The following is an 18,363-nucleotide window of genomic DNA, read 5'->3' on the forward strand; positions in this document are numbered from 1 at the left end:
TTAGCGCGGCAGTTCAATCTTCTTATTGTCACGCGATTCTTTGTAAAGCACGACGATTTTCCCAATAACCTGAACAAGCTCTGCGCCAGATTTCTCGGATAATTCAGCTCCGACCTCTTGACGATCTTCTCCACTGTTGTTGAGAACCGTAATTTTGATCAATTCACGAACTTCAATTGCTTCATTGATGTGACGAATCAAATGCTCATTCACGCCACCTTTACCTACTTGAAAAATTGGATCTACATGATGCGCCAAAGAGCGCAAATATCTTTTTTGTTTGCCTGATAACATTGATGTCCCTCTATTCATTCTTATTCAGTTAACGACTGTTCTACCACCTGTCTCATCGCCGAAACCGGCGCAGGTGTACCTGTCCAATACTCGAAGGCATACGCGCCTTGATAAATAAACATGCCGAGCCCGCCATGAATGCGCGCCCCAACGGCTTCCGCTTCACGAAGAAATCTCGTGATTCGCGGGTTATAAATAAGATCACTAACAAGGTGATGCGGCCGTAGCAGGTGAAGCGGTAAAGGGAGCTCATCAACATTAGGATGCATACCAGCGGAAGTCGTATTCAGCACGAATTCCACATTGTCCACAACGTTATCCAGCTCGTCCATCCCTAAACCAACGGTTTCGGTGAATGCGCCAATTGTGGCTGCCAATTCGATTGCACGCTCCTTGGTACGATTCGCGATATAAATGCAGCTCGCTCCTTCTTTCGCAAGTGCATAAGCAACACCTCTCGCCGCGCCGCCAGCACCAAGTACAAGAACTCGTTTACCTTTGAGCTCGATTCCCGTCTCTTCCTTCAAAGAACGAACATACCCGATCCCATCGGTATTAAAGCCTTTGAGCTTACCATTCTCATTCACAATGGTATTGACTGCGCCAACGATTAAAGCCCCTTCATCGATCTCATCAAGGTAGTTCATGACATCAACTTTATGCGGAATCGTCACATTCACTCCGCGATAACCAAGTGCCCTAATTCCCCGAACTGCCTCGCCAAGCGCTTCTGGCTTCACGTGAAAAGCTGCATATACGCCATTGATGCCCGCTTCCTGAAAAGCACGATTCAACATAATCGGTGAACGAGAATGCCTGATCGGATCCCCGAAAACCCCGTATAAAACTGTATGACTATCGATCGTCCGAAGTTTATCCATGATCTCCCCCATGTTCTCTTCTAAATCAACGACTCCCGTGTAATAACTTTGATACCTTTCGGTGCATGCACAGCAAGCTGAGCACCAGCAAGGCTGTTCACTTTAATCCATCCCAAACCAGAGATCAGCACATCCATCTGTTTCCCCTTCGGAATGTGCAACGGATGTTTGACCAGCTTCGGAAGCTCTTCAAGATCCGCCTGCGCCGGAGGAGTCAGCATAACACCCTTATGTTCTTCATATAACTGATCCGCTCGCTCTAGCTTCGTACGATGAATCTGAATGGCATTTGACGTATATATGGTGAAGGATTGATGCTCACCTTGGATAAAATCAAAACGAACTAACGCACCGAAGAATAAGGTTTGTCCCTCATTAAGTTGAAATACCATTGGTTTCAGCGGTTTGTCCGGCATGAGTGGCGTTAAATCGCGCTTCTTAACTACCTCCGTAAGACGATGCTTGTACACAATCCCAGGTGTATCAATAATGAATTTCCCGTCATCCAGAGGGATTTTGACTAGATCAAGTGTAGTTCCCGGATATTGTGACGTCGTTAATTCGGCTTCCAGATCACTGTAATCACTGATCAGACGATTAATGAGCGTCGATTTCCCTACGTTCGTAGCACCAACCACGTAAACGTCCATGTTGCCGCGATATTCTTGTACAGCCGAAATAACACGATCGAAACCGATGTTTTTCTTCGCGCTGCAAAGCACGATATCAACAACCTTAAGGTTCTCTTCCTTGACTCTGCGCTGCACCCAGTTAATGATTTTGTTGGCATTCGTCACTTTCGGAAGTAAATCAATTTTGTTAACTACGAGTAGAACGGGATTATTCCCAATAAATCGGGCAAGTGAGCTAATCATACTGCCTTCAAAATCAAAAATATCCACGATCTTCACGACTAACGCCTTCGTTTGACCAACATGTCCTAATAATTTCAGGAAGTCGTCTTGTTGAAGGGTAATACTCGAAGACTCATTATAATGCTTAATCCGATAACAGCGCTGGCAAATCAAAGGTTCCTTCTGCAAAGCAACCTCTGGAATAAAGCCCAGCTTACTTTTGACTTCTGTTTGCAGCCCAATGCCGCAACCCGCACAATGTTGTATTGTTTCTGTACTCATGAAACCTCCCTATTTCTTCATCCTTGCTAGAGCCCATTTCTCAATCTGCCGATTCACTTTTGTGAAGAAGCCTTCATCTTTTCTTGAGATAGGTTGAACTAGGATCGTGTATAACCCCATTCGATTGCCTCCAAGCACATCTGTCAGCATTTGATCCCCGATAACAGTAGTCTGTCGCACATTCGTTCCAAGCAGCTTCATCGCTTTATGGAAGGAAGCATTCGTCGGTTTTTTGGCACGGTGAATAAACGGAATGCCCAGTGGCTTAGCAAAGGTCGAAACTCTGTTATGGTGGTTGTTCGACACAATAACAACTTTGAAGCCGATCTGCTGCAAATGATTCAGCCATTCTATTAACTCAGGTGTCGCATGTGGATCACGTGCACCGACAAGTGTATTATCAAGATCCGTTATAATTCCGCGAATACCGAATCCCCATAGGTGATTGGCATCAATATCATAAATTGTATGAACAGACTGTCTGGGTACAAGCTTTTTCAGCAAACAAATTCCCTCCAACTGCTTCCTTGACATATACGTGAAACTATATCATAGTGCCTCGTTTGTTGCAAAAAGAAAAGAACATATTTTCTCACCACATAAGAATTTATAGTTTTCCGACACGGAAGAACAAATTCGTATTGGCGATAAAAACAACATTTAGAACGCGGTCTATCATCCTCGAACGACTTCGATTGAAGTTTTTCTCACTAGTCTCTTGTTGGCAACGGCAACCACTCTAAAACGCGTTGAATTTTGCGATCCCAATATCCCCATTCATGGGTGGCGGACTCTTCTTCATAGGTAATTGCCAGCCCTTGTGCTAGGCAATAATCCCTGAATCGAATGTTATCTTCATATAGAAAATCCTCAGTACCACAACATTGATAGAGCTTAGGTTGCTCTTGTTTACTAGCAACAAGCTGATTGGCGAGATAGAATAAATCATTTGGGGTATTTTTTATCGTCGTCACATCGCCATAAATTAATTGAAAATCATTCGGAAATGCATTAGCGCGCTCAACAATATCTACGGTTCCTGACAAACTCGCTCCCGCTGCATACCGATTCGGATGCGCAAGTGCCAACTTCATCGCGCCATAACCCCCCATAGACAAACCGGCCACGTAATTCAACTCTCGTTCTTCGGCTAAAGGAAAGAATGATCTTGCTAACACAGGTAATTCTTCACTAATGAACTCCCAATACTTTGGACCTGACGCCATATCTGCATAAAAGCTGCGGTTTACAGCTGGCATAATCACAGCAATTCCATGCTGAGAAGCATAGCGCTCAATGGATGTTCTACGCATCCATATGGTATGGTCGTCGGACAATCCATGCAACAAAAAGAGAGTAGGGTGCTTTCCACCAAAAGCATGTGAGGCTAGTCCAATCTGACTTTTGGCAACTTGAGGTAAGATGACATGCATGGAAACTGCGACACCAAGGGATTCTGAATGAAAATGACAATCGATAAACGCCATCTGAATAAATCTCCTCTCATAGGAAGCCACCCTCCTAGATGGGAGAGTGGCTTCGGCTCATCATTTAATTTGTTCTTTTACACGGATAATTAATTGGTTTGCTTGTTGATATTCAACTTCAGACACGGCTAATTGGCTGTATTTTGCACGTTCGAACAGTTCAATTAAAGTTTCCAGCTCTTTCTTCATCCACTTGCTCTGCGTCGACCACCTGGTCGTTGCTTCGCGCACCGTTTCATACTCATATCGCGTATATCCTTTACGACGACAAGCACGGAGCATTCTTTCAAATTCAACGATGATTTTCTGATTAAAATTCACGACTTGCAGCTGTTTCCTGCGAGCACGCCAATTATGCCACGCCTCGCTTCTTACTAAAAAGAATACAGCAACAGCAAGAAGTGCTGCGACAACTACACCACTTAATGTCAGCCAGAGCCATGTGAAACTTGCTGCTTCTGTTGTTTCTTCAGGCAATGTGCTAGGTTCAGTGTCTGTGGGTAAATCTTCTACAACAGGTGCTGCTTCAGGGAACACATTAGGCAACGCAAAGCCGGAGGTTGGCTCGAAAGAGATCCAGCCAAAGCCTTCAAAGTAAACTTCTACCCAAGAATGCGCATCTGAGTTGCGAACCGTATAAGTGCCAGCACCGTCTAAATCAAGTGTTGCTCCTAACTGGCTCAATATACCCTGCTCGCGAATGTCGTCAGCAATCGAAGAAGCGCCTGAGGAGTATCCTTTCACCCAACGAGTAGGTAATCCAAGCGATCGTGTGAGGACAGCCATTGCAGTCGAGTAGTAGTCACAATATCCCTGTTTCACTTCGAATAAGAAACGATCCACGAAATCCTTGCTCTTCCCTTTTGTTTCATCAGGCGTATTCGTATAAGGATAATGTTCGGATAAATACTTCTCAATCAATTTCGCTTTATCATAAGGATTAGTCGCGGATTTCGTAATATCAAGCGCTAACTGCTTCACTCGCTCAGGTAAATCTACAGGAACTTGCAGGTATTCTGCCCACTCCGGTTTGTTGGTAAAATCTTGCTGCGTTTGACGCAGTAGATCTTCCTCTAGAATCGGCTCTTGGACAACGATCGAGTAGTCTTTCGGATAATTAGTCCGTCCCGTAAATCGAAGTTCCGATTGTCGCGGTGTCCAAATGATGCGTTGGAACGGATTCTCACCTTGATTGATTTCCACTATTTTCTGAATGGCATAGCCCCCGAATAAGACCGGGAACGTCTCATCTCGATCCATCACAACACTTTGAGTAACTTCTTGTGTTTTCAATTGTGATACATCAAAACGTGGGTCTAGCGGTAACGGATTCAAATTCACCCGATACGCAGGCAATCTCTTCTCCGTCGGCCCAAGCTCCCATCCTTTACCATTATACATCGATCGGGTTTCCCCACGAAAGTAGGTTCGTTTGGTAGATTCAACGGTCATCACCGGCGTGTAATCAAATCGAAATCCACCACCCAGGCGGCTGTCATCTCGGCTATAGCCGGATGAGGCATCCGCAGTAGATGTGGCAATGCTAACCCCTTTGCCAAGCAACGGCACCGTTTCCCCACGACTCACTTTCCAAGCTGTGTAAGGGTCTGTCAGTATAGGATTTACAGTCGGAGCGAATACGCCTGCTAAAGTAATCACACCAATTAAAATAAGAATAGGAACGGTAAATGAAGACGGATAATCGGAAATCGTTTCCCAAACGTCTGGCGCTTTCTTCTTCAATTGGGAGAAATGTCTCACAATTAAAAGCAGAAATCCACAAAGCATAATCATCGCCACTTGCGGCCACAGAAAAATCATACTAAAGGAATCACGTACAGCAAAAAACAAAATGCTAACAAAGATAAGGACAACAATACGGAACCTTGATTGAACGGACCACATGGCGAATAAATAAATGATCCATGCTCCCAAACTAAACCAAATATACGGTTCAAGCTGCCCCGCATTAAGTCCAATGAAACGAAGCGCCTCTTTCCATGTTGTAATATGTACGGCTACCCAATGATAGCCCATGCCCAAACCATGGAACCAGATGATAAGAACGAATTGGAGAAACCCTCGTGGGCCGTCTTTTATTTTGGGAATACAGTAGGTCGCTGTAGTAAGAACTAAGGTCCAGGTAACGAACGTAACCGTCTCTGGAAGCCACAAACCATCTTCTTTCATAATCCAAATCAGAAATTGGTAAAGGAATATCCCCACGAATATCGCAGATACGCGCAATGCCCAATCCTTGAGAAGAATTCTGCTCCACCATGTGTTAGGCATACCGTTTCGCCCCTCCCAAGAGGTTAGGCAAGTCCGTCAATTGACTTACTTCATACCCCATATAGCCTTGTGAGCGAATGGCCTTAATATAATCCTCATGTGCCGAAATATGCTCCACACCCTGTGGGCTGAAAGCTTGATCTGCTTGACCATGAACCCAAATATGACATGGCTTCATTTGAAGCAGTGCCATTTGCTGAAACATCTGCAGCATTGCACTACCTTTTTGAGGAGAAATGAGCACAATTAAACTACCTGCAGGCCAATCCTGTGAACGTTCCTTCAAAATCTGGCCTAGCGTTTGAAAACCATCCGCATCAACACCAACGAGATGTTTAACAATTTCCTTGTAATGATGCTGACTGTGCTTCGGTTCAAAGTAAGTAAATTCCTTGCCAATCGACAGTAAACCAAGTGCCATTTCGCGTCCAGTTCCGTATCGGAATAGAGATGCTGCAACAGACACTGCTAGCTCAAATTCGGCCGCATCTCGGTATGCTCGAGCAGTTCGGTCCAATAAAACGATGGTTTTCGGCAAGGATTCTCGCTCGAACTCCTTCGACTTCCAAGTCCCTGTCTTCGCCGTTGCATTCCAGTGTATACGTGAAAGGCGATCACCATAAATGTACTCACGAACACCATTGATTTGAGTCGTTTCCCGGTGTGCGCTCGTCGCCGTTGAGTGATGCTGCATACCTTTGAGCATTTGATGAAATTGCGCCCATTCGCGAATCGTAACGGTTTGGGGATACACAGTTATCGGTTGTTGCAGATCTAATCGACCTTTATGCTGAAAAAAGCCGAAAATATCTTCGGTCAAGCATTCCGTTTCTCCAAAACGATAATACCCTCTCCGAAGCGGAGGCGTGCTATACGTGAATTCACCCCGACGTTTCCAGTCCGGAACGATAGATCCTTCGAAAACAGATTCGTCCCCATTCTGACGTATAAGCTGATCTTTAATCATCACGTAGGGAACTGGCCAATAGCCTGGTAATTGGACACCGAGCTGAATTTGTAAAGATTGTCCTGCCTCCAGTTTGGCTTCTACGCTTGTATTCGTAAGCTTCCGAGTCCCCTGTACACGTCTGATACCGCTCCAGTTCCCAGAGAGTAAATAGATCGTTAAAAAAGTCATCGTTATGAACAGCATGGAAGCCAACTTGCCACCTTGAAATAGCATGAATAACAAGCTAGCCGCCAAGCAAGTTACAAGTAGCCAAAAAGGTGCCGGAAGCCGGGTGAGTTCCCCGAATCGTTTGAATACCGGTCGTTTCATAGGCTCACTTCTCCAATCTAACCGGAACCCGTACTTGCTCAAAAATCGTCGCGAGCACAGAGGCGATACTTACACCATCCATACGCGCTTCCATTTGAAGGATCATACGGTGACCCAGTACAAAAGGAGCTAAATATTTAATATCATCTGGGATGACATAATCGCGACCATGTAAGAAGGCATAGGCTTTGGAGGCTAATACCAACGATAGCGTAGCCCTTGGACTCGCACCGAGGAAGACCGCGTGATGTTCCCGTGTTTTTCTCGAAATTGTAACCAAGTAATCAGCCACGGCTTCATCCAAATGCACCAGGCGAACCTGCTCTTGAATTTCAAGAACTTGCTTCGTATCCACAATGGCATGCAGCGCTTCCATCGGATGTACCTTGCTTTGGGAAGCTATCATCATTTTCTCAGCAGCTTCACTTGGGTAGCCTAAGCTCAACTTGATCATAAATCGATCTAATTGTGCCTCTGGCAATGTATACGTTCCCTCAAAATCAATCGGATTCTGAGTGGCTAGCATGAGGAACGGGGATGGCAGTTCATGCAAATCACCATCTACCGTAATATGTTGTTCTTCCATCGCTTCAAGAAGAGCTGATTGCGTTTTGGTCGTCGCACGGTTAATTTCATCAACTAATAAAATATTAGTCATAATCGGCCCAGATCGGAAAAGAAACTCCTCTTTTTTAGGGTGATATATAGATACGCCAGTTATATCCGTTGGCAATAAGTCCGGGTTACATTGAATACGGCGAAATTGACCATTAATAGACTTCGCCAGCGCTTTAATGAGTACAGTTTTACCTGTCCCTGGGACATCCTCAAGCAGAACATGACCACCTGCCAACATCGCAGTAAGCAACAATTCAATTTCGGCACTTTTGCCAAGAATACATGATTCTAAATTTGCTTTCAGCCTAGCTAGTACTTCTACATGATGCTGGGTGGCAGTTTCCATGTGTTGATCCTCCTTAGAGTTTTGCTTGCAAAACTTGCTTCGTAAGCACTTCTGAGTTTTCATCGAAAGCTTATATGCGTAAACATCGCTTTTTTGGTACGAACCTGCTTCATCTTCTGTTTCGCTCAGAAAACAAAGGAAATGTACGTAAATCTAGTTTACAGGAAACTTTTTCTTCCGTATACTTGTAAATCCTCTAAAGTTATTTGTTAAAATTAACCACGTAAATGAGCCCTAGACGAATTACCGAAACAATTCCAAAAGCCCACCACCGTAAACGATACATAAACGCAAAAAAAGACGCCTCCTGGCGTCTTTTTTGCATTATATTTAGCCTTCCGCATCAGCCTGCTTCAACCCTTGGGTTTCACAAACAAAGCAGCTAAAAAGGAGAAGATGATCGCAGCGGAAATCCCTGCACTGGTCACCTTGAAAATACCTGTAATAATACCTATATAGCCTTCCTTATGCAGTTCTTCCAGAGCCCCATGAACGAGTGCATTCCCGAAACTCGTGATCGGCACTGTCGCACCAGCGCCAGCAAAGGCAATCAACGGTTCATATAAATTGCAGCCATCGGCAATCGCACCTAGCACAACCAACGTGCTCATAGTGTGGGCTGGTGTTAATTTCCCAACGTCCATCATCAGCTGCCCCAGTACACAGATGGCTCCTCCAACAACAAATGCCCAGAAAAAACTCATACGTATAAACCTCCAGACTCTATGGAAACAGCATGTGCGATACAGGGAATACTTTCACCTTGTTGGAATGAAATTGGTGAAAGCAAGGCACCTGTTGCGACAACGAGGATTCGCTTTAATTCTCCTTTTGCCATACGCTTTAATAAGTGCCCATAGGTCACCGTAGCAGAGCAACCGCAACCACTCCCCCCAGCTTGTACCGTTTGCGTTTCTCGATCAAAGATCATTAATCCACAATCGCTATAGGTTGTCTGCTCGATAGGGAATTGATGCTTGTGAAAGAGCTCACGTGCAATGCTGATCCCCACCGATGCGAGGTCCCCCGTCACGATAAGATCGTAATAGGATGGGTCGCGATTCAACTCGCGGCAATGTGTTTGGATCGTGTCGACAGCGGCAGGCGCCATGGCAGCGCCCATATTAAACGGATCCGTGATCCCCATATCCACGACTCGTCCGATCGTGGCCGCGGTGACGACAGGGCCGTCACCAGTCCTCCCAAGCACGGCCACCCCAGCGCCAGTGACGGTGTACTGCGCCGTCGGCGGCTTCTGAGACCCATATTCCGTAGGATAACGGAATTGCTTCTCCGCCGTGCAATTATGGCTGCACGTGCCAGCCATGACATAGTTGGCTGCACCAGAGTCTACTAGTTGAGCAGCTAACGCTAGCCCTTCCATCGACGTGGAGCAAGCACCGAATATCCCTAGATAAGGGATATTCAGTGTCCGCGCAGCGAACGTGTTGGAGATGATCTGATTCATCAGATCTCCCCCAACATAGAACTGGATTTGGCCGTCGGTAAGGCCGGATTTCGTCAGTGCAAGCTGAGCAGCTTCCTCCAGCAACGCTTTCTCAGCTTTTTCCCACGTTTTTTGACCAACAGTCAAATCGCCGTGGACGATATCAAAATCTTCATTGAGCGGTCCTTTTCCTTCATCAGGACCAACAACAGTGCCTGTTGAAAGAATGACAGGCCGATTTTCAAATAGCCAGCTTTGGTGTCCCTTCAGCATCTTGTCAGCCCCCCGTGAAGATCAGATGTGCAATCCCTACAAAAAAGGCGGCCACTGTTCCAAAAACTATGACAGAACCCGCTAATTTAAACATATTGCCGCCAACACCGAGCACAAGCCCCTCAGCACGATGCTCAATTGCTGCGGAACATAGTGAGTTCGCAAAGCCAGTAACTGGGACAGAGCTTCCACCACCTGCCCACTGTGCGATTTTGTCGTAAATACCCAAGCTTGTTAAGATAACCGAGATAATTATCATGACAGCAACGGTGGGGTTGCCGGCGGTCTTCTCCGTAAAACCAAAGCAATTTATGAACAAATGCATAAAGCACTCACCGATCAAGCAAATTGTCCCACCTACCAGAAAGGCTCTTCCGCAATTTTTAAGTACAGGTCTTTTGGGTTCTTGCTGCTTAGCTAATTTTTGGTACTCCTGTTGTGTCATCGTTAAGTTTTTCTTCTTGTTGTTAGGCATGACTTACTCCTATTCCCTCAAAACCTAAGCTCTGAGAATCGTATGTACCTGCTGGATAATTTGATTTAACTGCATGGAACATGTTTCATACATCTGTTTTGCCTCAGAATTCTGCGTCGTCAATGCGTACAACTCTAGATCTGCTTCACATTTCTTCAGGCACGCAAGTACGGCAGGGCGTTCGGTAGATGCCGGTATGACTACTTTGTCATCAAAAAGATCCACGGTTAATTCACCATGTGTATCAACTTGTCCAAGAAATACATTTTCTTTCGCCACACCCATTTTTTCAAGCTCATCTTGCAGCCAGCCTCTACTTTTCCCCGCTGCAGCTAAGGGCTCATTTTGAATAACACCATCCATCATAACGGCTTGAGTTGGTTTCTCTATAGGAAGCTTTAGCCCTAAATGCTTTGGCGTTAGTGGTTGGTTCTCACTCTTCAGAAGAATACTCAAATCACCGCTGGACTCCAGCATCGCAAATTCCACATCCGCGACCCGAAATACACCTTTTGTACGCAGCTGTTCGAGTAATTCATCCCCTGTGTAACGTTCCTTTTTTAAATTACCTTCTAGAATCTTGCCATCCTTAATGAGAACTCGGCCATTGCCTTCAAACCAAAGTCGAAGGATCTTACTCTTTAACGTTAATAATTCCAGCACTAATGGCACAAGCACCCATATTAGAATCGCAATTACACCATGTAAATAATTTGCTTCAACGTCAGTCGAAATGTTCCCAGCTAGATCCCCGAGCGTTATTCCTATCACATATTCAAAGAAAGTGAGCTGAGAAATTTGTTTTTTACCTAGAATCCGCGTCAATACAAACAGAAACATCAAGGTACTTAATGCTCGAATCGCAATAAGTATCCAGTCCGGCACATCATTCCTCCCCCTTCTTCAACTTTCAATATCTACATTATGTGTCATTTGCCCCCTAACTATTATTGCTCTAAATTGGATTTATTTGTTAACATGCATAACTTACATTGGGGGCATATTAACAACCGCAAACAAGAGAGCACATATGGCGTTGATTTGTTCTCATCCATTATCAAATTGAGGAGTGTATACGACATGACAGTAGCTTCAGACGTTAAAACCACTTTGGCATCCTTAAAAAGTGCCCAAGCCAGTCTTGAAACCTTCGCACTAAGCACACAAAATCAAGAGGCCAAGCAATTATATGAGACAGCGGCCCAATCGACCCAGCAAATCGTAGATCAAGTTGCCAATCGCGTCCAGCAATTAGAGAATGAAGAGCCACAATACAAAGGTTTTTAAACGCCAAACAGCCGCTGCGCGGAAAACGCAGCGGCTGTTTGTTCTTTTTTCAAAAAAACAAACTAAGAAGTAGAATTAGCAATACAAATAAAATGAGAATGAGCAATTTCAGTTGGTCCTTTGGCATGAGTGCCGTCCCTCGTTTCATTGAAATTCCTTCCGATACTCATTGCGGCGGCTGTCCCGAAGCTTTCCTCACTTCATTGGCTAACCGATTAAATTCCTTTTGTGCTTCCGGATCTGAGGTCGCGAAATAGGCTGCTGATAAGAAAGCTATGATCTTGTTCGCATCTTCCACACTCATCATCGAAATAGGCCTCCTCTATATTAGACAAATTTATTTACCAGTCCAGTAATCAAAGGTCAGTGATTTATTACTGAAAAAAGAATAAGGAATATAGCAGTATCCTGCGTCTCCCCATGCGGTTCCCCATGAGTTTCGTGCAATAATAACACCTTTTCCTTTTTCCTTACCATCCTTATAGCCAACCGCAAGCAGCGCATGACCGCCAAGAAGTTTTTCCTTTTTCCGATTGGGATATGGAATTTTCCCAGTACTGGAAGCTTTCTTATTTTCAAATGAGTCATACAGCCATATTCCAAATACAACCGGAGAGCCATCCGCGAGCGCAGCCTTCATCCCTGCTAAATCATGAATGCGATGATAGCCTTCAATACGATAATATCTAGCAAGAGACTCCGCTTGATAATTCGGTGTTTCTTTAAAATTAGCAATCTTATACGGCCATACTTCCTCTGGACAAACGCCTGTTTTATGCAACACTTTCATGCCGTCACGGATTGTCGCCCCTGCATCACGATTTACCGTATTTTCTAACTCACGTTCATGCCAGTAATGATAAAGGCGTGATAGCCGCGTTGGGTTCTCTTCTTCAGATTGCAGCCAATACTCTCGCAAACCACTTACAATTGCATTTGATGTGCATGATCCTAAAGAACCTTGGTTGACAATCGGAGTGAGTTTGCCCCGTAAATCGATTTGCCTCGGCAATTGAGATTCCCGAATATAATTGACACTCCTGTATGTGAAATCACGAAAATCGCGAGGGTCCTGTTTGACGGTATATTTCCGCATACCTGTACCTCCTAAGAAGCCTAATTGCTGAGTACTCCAGTGTATTCACCCATAGGCAGGAGCGTGCAAAAAAGAGCCCGACTTCAGAAACGAAGTTCGAGCTCTTTCATGTATTTCTTCTTATTCCGTTATAGTAACTGTTACAGGTGACCACTCGCCGATAATCGTCTGTCCATGCAAGGAGACACTGCCTTGTGGTGTCAAATCCTTCTCCGTCATCATACCTAAGGCAACTGTGAAGCGATTGAATTTGATCGGTACATTTGTCTCACGTCGCACTTCGATACCATTCACATAGAAAATGACTTCGTCATTGCCGCGGTGATACGTAATTTTGTACGTATTGAATTCACGTGGTTGGAAATTCGTTTCCTCTTTGAAAATACAGAAGAAGCGCGTTTTGTCTGTCTCAGGAACTTGTACACCCGGGAAAGGAAGTACGGCATATACACTCGCATACTTATCATTCCCAGCAAAGAAATCTAGCGCAGCGCCTGTCGTGAAATCAAGCAGATTCAAGGAGACGAAGCCATCATATAAATCGTTTGGCTCTGTGTTTTGCGTGCGAGCACGGATTTGAAGCTCGAATGAAATTTCTCCTTCTTCGGGCACCTCAACATCTTGAGCTGAATAATACATATGCTTTGCGTTATCTAGAAATTGTACATAGTCATTTTTGCGGCTAAGCGGCGCACGTGCATATAGAATGCCATTTCGAACAATAATCGTCGCATTCGGCTCTCTGAATTCCCAGAAGGACCCATCTGGCATCGGGAACCCACCTATTTTCCAAACTTCGCCTTCAGATAAAATGGTGTGGAAATCACCTATTGTAAATTGCTTGCTCATCGCTTATGACCTCACTTTGTTGTAATATTCTCATTGAAAAATAGCTTGGACGACCAAAGCCAGCATCATAATCAAGCCGCCTCTGGTTGTTGCTTTTAGTGAAGCACCCATTAATGGCAGATAGGCCGGTGAAGGATTCTCTGACTTCAAATTACCATATACCCGATAAAATGGTATGGCTGTCACTAAAGCAAGCAGGGCATAGTAAGGGAAAACGCCTACTATTACGCACAAAATCAAAGCCAAATAAGAGAGTACGAATAAACATTTGGAGAATACGAGCGCTCTCTTCTCGCCCCAGACAACAACTAGCGTTCGCTTCCCCGCGCTTTGATCTGATTCCCAGTGAAGGAAATGATGATTAAATAGAATTAATGTAGTCAACAGGCCGATCGGCAAAGATAGCAAAATCGGTCGATAATCGACTTGCATCGTCTGCACATAATAGCTGCCTAAAGTAGGTAGAATGCCGAATGATAGCAAAATAGCAATCTCGCTATATCCTTTGCCGCGATAACCAAATTTAATAGGCGGTGCTACATAGAAATAGGCAATCAAAGCACCTAAACCACCGAAAACGAGTACGAGCCAGCCGCTGCTTATGCTTAAGATAAGACCACAAATAAGGGCTACTGCAAATAATGACCATGTCAGAAAACTAAACGTTCGCTCTGCAATGGTACCATTGGCTAAAAAACCTGAATTGGTCGAAATCGTTGAGGCTGTTTCCTTGGCTGCTGTATCAATGCCATTACGAAAATCCCATAAGTCATTAATCATATTCGAGAATAAGTGCGCAGCAATTGACCCAATGAAAGTTAGCACAAATAAGATAGGATGAAATGTATCGTTCCATACGATTGCTCCTAATCCACCTAAAACGACAGGAATAACCATGACTGGAATAACCCGAAATCGTGATGCTTTTAATAATAAACTTAAGTTGAGGTTATTCATTTCTCACGTCCCTTTCAACAAAAATTGCTCTGCTATTCATACTATCCCAATCCTAGTAGTACTTCAAGTAGGTTTCAATTCCCCTAAAACCACGGTATGCCATCTCTGTAAATAGTCGGAAAACGAGAAAAGGATGCTAGAATCATCTCTAGTCATCCTTCTTCCAAAATAACTTATTTCAGATAGAAAACCTCACGCATCGGCGTAATCGGAACGGCTTCGCGGAAATCGAAGGAGCCTACAACCATTTTGGACGTAATGGCATTCCACCGATTACAGGCATCACTCTCAGCCAGATAGGCGAAAGCAGCATCTATATCATCGCACAAGAATACATAGAAAAATTGTGCACCATTTTGAAAAATGGAGTAATCTCGGATTCCTGCTTTACTATGTTCCTCCATAATCTCTGGCCAAGGAGCCAAGTGCATTTCCACATATTCCTCAAGAACTTCTTCGCGAATCGTCCATGTCCAAGCAAATTTACCGCTATTTTGCATAAGGCTCAACCCTTCCTTTTTCATATATGGTAGATTTCATAATTTCAACTTTACTTTGCCGTCAATCGCCAGTCAATACTGATCTTCACTTTCAACGATTCTAAAAATATTACAAAAAAAACTAAAAACTATGGCGTACCTGCCCAAGAAACTGACCGCTATACTAAAGACATCGCAAATGGAAGCACTTACAAATAGAGAAAGGAGGTCCATTTCACGATGCGATTGTTCCGAAAAATAGCTCTTGGTATCGATACCTTTATCGAGTCGGCATCTCTTATCGGTTTACTGAGTATGATCATCATCGTCACCGCTCAGGTCATGACGCGTAAGTTATTCAATTTCGTTTTTTTCTGGTCCGAAGAAGTCACTATGTTACTGCTTGTCTGGTTTTCATTCATGGGAATCGCGATTGGTTTTCGAGAGAAGCTTCATCTTGGCATTGATTCCTTCACACACAAGCTTCCAGCTTCATTAAATAAAGCGCTTGATAAGCTCATTGAAATCACGATTCTCACATTTGGTATCTATCTCGTGCTATACGGCTGGGATTTCACTGTCATGATGCACGAATCCGAACTGCCAGCAACAGGTCTACCCAACAGTACGTTGTATGTCATTATGCCGATTACTGGCGTCATGACTTGTGCTTATGCACTTTTGCAGCTATTTGGGATTGAAACGAAACGGCATGTCAATTTAAAGGAAGGAGGCACCCACTAATGGACTCGACCATTGCCATTCTCATCTTATGTGTCACCTTCGTTGGTCTGATCGTCCTGCGTTTTCCGATCTCCTTAGCGTTGGCAGGCTCATCTCTGCTTACTCTTGTTTACTTAAAAGTTCCACTTGCAACTGTAGGCCAAACCATGATTCAAGGCATGAACTCTTACTCCTTGCTGACGATCCCCTTCTTCATCCTTGCTGGCCAGATCATGAGTGAAGGACAGATGGCTCTTCGACTTATCAATCTTGCTCAGGTTCTTGTTGGGGGGATTCGCGGGGGACTTGCTATGGTGAACTGTGTGGCATGTATGTTTTTCGGTAATATCTCAGGCTCCGCGATAGCCGATGTTTCTTCTATTGGCTCTGTCATGATTCCCATGATGAAAAAGAAAGGATATGACACGGACTACGCCGTAGGCGTCACAGTTTCTGCCGCCATTCAAGGCGTTGTTGTTCCACCGAGTCACAACCTTGTCCTTTATTCCCTTGCAGCAGGCGGCGGCATCTCCATTGCTTCTTTGTTCCTCGCAGGCATAGTCCCTGGTCTCATTCTCTGTGTATCCCTCATGGTTACAAGCTATATCATTGCGATTAAACGCGGTTATACCAAGAGTGAAACGGTTCCGTTACGTGAAATTCCAAAAATCGTTCGTGACGGACTTCTGTCACTTCTGACTGCGGTCATTATTTTGGGCGGCATATTCACTGGATGGTTTACAGCAACGGAAAGCGGCGCGCTCGCTTGTTTATATGCTTTCATCCTTACGTTTCTCGTCTATCGGGATATTCCAATCAGCCGTATGTGGATTATACTGAAGCGTACCTTTCGAACGGTTTCCATGGTACTCTTTTTAATTGCAGCTTCCGCTACCTTTAGTTATGTACTTGCTTTTCTTAAGGTTCCTGGGATGTTAACTGATTTGCTGCTTGGTATAACAGATAACCCCATTATCATCTTGTTAATTATCAATGTCCTTTTGTTAGTACTAGGCGCTCCGATGGATATGGCACCGTTGATCTTAATTATGACACCAATTTTACTTCCAGTCGTGACTGCTCTTGGCATGGATCCTGTTCACTTCGGCATCATTATGATGTTAAACTTAGGCATTGGACTACTAACCCCGCCTGTCGGGACCGTCTTGTTTGTTGGATCCGCGATAGGGAATATTTCGATTTCTGAAGGCACGAAGGCGATGATGCCATTCTTCTATGTCATGTGTATCGTCCTTATGATCCTCACCTATATACCTGGTCTCGTCATGTGGCTGCCTAATCTTATGAAATAGCTTGAATGGATCTACCTAACTTTCCGACAAAGGGTGATAATCGACATGCATATAAAAAGAAAATATTTCTCCATCCTCAGTACAGTCATTGGTACAAGTTTGTTACTTTCAGCTTGCGGCAGCACACCTACCAACAGCTCAACTTCAGCACCCGGAACAACTACACCCGCTTCAGCAACGAAAAAAAGTGATGGACCTAAATTAAATTTCCGTTTAGCTGAAACGCACCCGGCTGATTACCCGACAACAATTGGCGATAAGAAATTCGCCGAGCTAGTCAATCAAGCGTCAGATGGTCGCATCAAAATCGATGTATTCCCCGCTTCCCAGTTAGGTGAAGAGAAAGCAGTTATCGAGCAAGTCCAGCTCGGCGCCATCGAATTTACCCGCGTCAGCACAGGTGCTCTAGGCGGATTCAACAAGCAATATGAAGTGTTCAGCTTGCCTTATATTTTCGACAATGACGCTCATCAATGGAAGTTTCTAGAGAGTGAGCAAGGGACGAAGCTTCTGGATAGCCTGGAGACCTCCCGTATGAAGGGACTCGCCTACTATAGCTCTGGTGCGCGACATTTCTACTCGAAGAAACCGATTAAAACTTTAGCCGATCTTAAGGGACTCAAAATACGTGTCATTCAAAATAAAGTCAATATCGATCTCATGGCTGCACTTGGCGCAAATGCAACACCTATGCCCTACGGTGATGTCTTCAATGCTTTACAGACCGGAATCATTGATGCCGCAGAGAACAACTATCCAAGCTATTTCTCTTCCAACCATTTCCAACAAGCCAAAAATCTCATTCTAGACCAACATCAACGTGTACCTGAAGTTTTGCTGATTTCCAAAGTAGCTTGGGATAAACTTTCAAACGAAGATAAGGATTTGATTAAGAAAGCCGCTCAGGAGTCCGTCAAAACGCAAAAAGCCGAATGGGATAAATTCGAGAAGGATTCCGAAGCTAAAGTAAAGGCAGCTGGCGTCACGATTACAGATGTTTCCGACCTTAAGCCTTGGCAAGATGCTGTGAAGCCTGTTATCGAAAAATATCGGAGTGAATATAAAGAAACTCTGGAAGCGATTGAAAAAGCGAGAAAGTAAAATAGTAAAATAGTAAGCCTGAATTAAAAA

At 44.4% G+C, this 18,363-nt stretch carries 21 protein-coding genes; 4 read left to right on the plus strand and 17 right to left on the minus strand.

The features are described from left to right. The 12 genes from yhbY to L6I86_RS24485 all read right to left on the minus strand — a co-directional run bounded on the left by yhbY (window position 1) and on the right by L6I86_RS24485 (window position 11,413). On the minus strand, window positions 1-294 hold the full coding sequence (gene yhbY, locus L6I86_RS24430) for a ribosome assembly RNA-binding protein YhbY (protein WP_056609831.1): 294 nt from the start codon (window positions 292-294) through the stop codon (window positions 1-3). A gap of 20 nt (window positions 295-314) precedes the next feature. Next, window positions 315-1,175, minus strand: coding sequence for a shikimate dehydrogenase (gene aroE, locus L6I86_RS24435; protein WP_236291025.1), 861 nt, complete (start codon window positions 1,173-1,175; stop codon window positions 315-317). Between the two features lie 20 nt (window positions 1,176-1,195). Further along, on the minus strand, window positions 1,196-2,311 hold the full coding sequence (gene yqeH / locus L6I86_RS24440; RefSeq protein ID WP_236291026.1) for a ribosome biogenesis GTPase YqeH: 1,116 nt from the start codon (window positions 2,309-2,311) through the stop codon (window positions 1,196-1,198). A gap of 9 nt (window positions 2,312-2,320) precedes the next feature. Beyond that, window positions 2,321-2,815 (minus strand): YqeG family HAD IIIA-type phosphatase, encoded by a 495-nt coding sequence (locus L6I86_RS24445; protein WP_236291027.1) that lies wholly within the window; start codon window positions 2,813-2,815, stop codon window positions 2,321-2,323. 206 nt (window positions 2,816-3,021) lie between these two features. Beyond that, entirely contained in the window at window positions 3,022-3,798 is a 777-nt protein-coding gene (locus L6I86_RS24450) for an alpha/beta hydrolase (protein ID WP_236291028.1), read from the minus strand. 60 nt (window positions 3,799-3,858) lie between these two features. Beyond that, complete coding sequence (locus tag L6I86_RS24455) at window positions 3,859-6,090, minus strand: transglutaminase TgpA family protein (RefSeq protein ID WP_236291029.1); 2,232 nt, start codon at window positions 6,088-6,090, stop codon at window positions 3,859-3,861. Continuing rightward, a complete protein-coding gene (locus L6I86_RS24460; RefSeq protein WP_236291030.1) occupies window positions 6,083-7,369 on the minus strand; it encodes a DUF58 domain-containing protein in 1,287 nt (428 codons plus the stop codon). The genes L6I86_RS24455 and L6I86_RS24460 overlap by 8 nt, the downstream gene beginning before the upstream one ends. A 4-nt stretch (window positions 7,370-7,373) precedes the next feature. After that, window positions 7,374-8,333, minus strand: coding sequence for an AAA family ATPase (locus tag L6I86_RS24465; RefSeq protein WP_236291031.1), 960 nt, complete (start codon window positions 8,331-8,333; stop codon window positions 7,374-7,376). 353 nt (window positions 8,334-8,686) lie between these two features. After that, entirely contained in the window at window positions 8,687-9,037 is a 351-nt protein-coding gene (gene spoVAE / locus L6I86_RS24470) for a stage V sporulation protein AE (protein ID WP_056609845.1), read from the minus strand. Beyond that, entirely contained in the window at window positions 9,034-10,053 is a 1,020-nt protein-coding gene (gene spoVAD / locus L6I86_RS24475) for a stage V sporulation protein AD (protein WP_236291032.1), read from the minus strand. Before spoVAD ends, spoVAE begins: the two co-directional genes overlap by 4 nt. A 4-nt stretch (window positions 10,054-10,057) precedes the next feature. Then, complete coding sequence (spoVAC, locus tag L6I86_RS24480; RefSeq protein WP_056609847.1) at window positions 10,058-10,528, minus strand: stage V sporulation protein AC; 471 nt, start codon at window positions 10,526-10,528, stop codon at window positions 10,058-10,060. Window positions 10,529-10,552: 24 nt separating this feature from the next. Continuing rightward, a complete protein-coding gene (locus L6I86_RS24485) occupies window positions 10,553-11,413 on the minus strand; it encodes a DUF421 domain-containing protein (RefSeq protein ID WP_338113441.1) in 861 nt (286 codons plus the stop codon). Window positions 11,414-11,608: 195 nt separating this feature from the next. Between L6I86_RS24485 and L6I86_RS24490 the strand changes: the two genes are divergently transcribed. Further along, window positions 11,609-11,815, plus strand: a complete 207-nt coding sequence (locus tag L6I86_RS24490) for a DUF1657 domain-containing protein (RefSeq protein WP_171635169.1) — start codon at window positions 11,609-11,611, stop codon at window positions 11,813-11,815. A gap of 166 nt (window positions 11,816-11,981) precedes the next feature. Here the strand turns inward: L6I86_RS24490 and L6I86_RS24495 are convergent, their stop codons facing one another. From L6I86_RS24495 to L6I86_RS24515, 5 genes are all read right to left on the minus strand, one after another. Continuing rightward, entirely contained in the window at window positions 11,982-12,122 is a 141-nt protein-coding gene (locus tag L6I86_RS24495; protein WP_056609849.1) for a hypothetical protein, read from the minus strand. Between the two features lie 30 nt (window positions 12,123-12,152). Then, entirely contained in the window at window positions 12,153-12,911 is a 759-nt protein-coding gene (locus L6I86_RS24500; RefSeq protein ID WP_236291033.1) for a C1 family peptidase, read from the minus strand. A gap of 120 nt (window positions 12,912-13,031) precedes the next feature. Beyond that, a complete protein-coding gene (locus L6I86_RS24505) occupies window positions 13,032-13,760 on the minus strand; it encodes a DUF6081 family protein (RefSeq protein WP_236291034.1) in 729 nt (242 codons plus the stop codon). 30 nt (window positions 13,761-13,790) lie between these two features. After that, window positions 13,791-14,717 (minus strand): prenyltransferase, encoded by a 927-nt coding sequence (locus L6I86_RS24510; protein ID WP_236291035.1) that lies wholly within the window; start codon window positions 14,715-14,717, stop codon window positions 13,791-13,793. A gap of 173 nt (window positions 14,718-14,890) precedes the next feature. Then, window positions 14,891-15,217 (minus strand): L-rhamnose mutarotase, encoded by a 327-nt coding sequence (locus L6I86_RS24515; RefSeq protein WP_236291036.1) that lies wholly within the window; start codon window positions 15,215-15,217, stop codon window positions 14,891-14,893. 219 nt (window positions 15,218-15,436) lie between these two features. On the opposite strand from L6I86_RS24515, the gene L6I86_RS24520 reads away from it, so the two are divergent. From L6I86_RS24520 to L6I86_RS24530, 3 genes are read left to right on the plus strand one after another with little or no spacing between them, the layout of a single operon-like run. Continuing rightward, entirely contained in the window at window positions 15,437-15,940 is a 504-nt protein-coding gene (locus L6I86_RS24520) for a TRAP transporter small permease (protein ID WP_236291037.1), read from the plus strand. Next, entirely contained in the window at window positions 15,940-17,232 is a 1,293-nt protein-coding gene (locus tag L6I86_RS24525; RefSeq protein WP_236291038.1) for a TRAP transporter large permease, read from the plus strand. The genes L6I86_RS24520 and L6I86_RS24525 overlap by 1 nt, the downstream gene beginning before the upstream one ends. A gap of 45 nt (window positions 17,233-17,277) precedes the next feature. Continuing rightward, window positions 17,278-18,333: a TRAP transporter substrate-binding protein gene (locus L6I86_RS24530; protein ID WP_236291039.1), complete on the plus strand. Its 1,056-nt coding sequence runs from the start codon at window positions 17,278-17,280 to the stop codon at window positions 18,331-18,333. The last annotated feature ends 30 nt before the right edge of the window (window positions 18,334-18,363 follow it).

Origin of the sequence: Paenibacillus allorhizoplanae (genome assembly GCF_927798215.1) — a bacterium.
Lineage (GTDB): Bacteria > Bacillota > Bacilli > Paenibacillales > NBRC-103111 > Paenibacillus_E > Paenibacillus_E allorhizoplanae.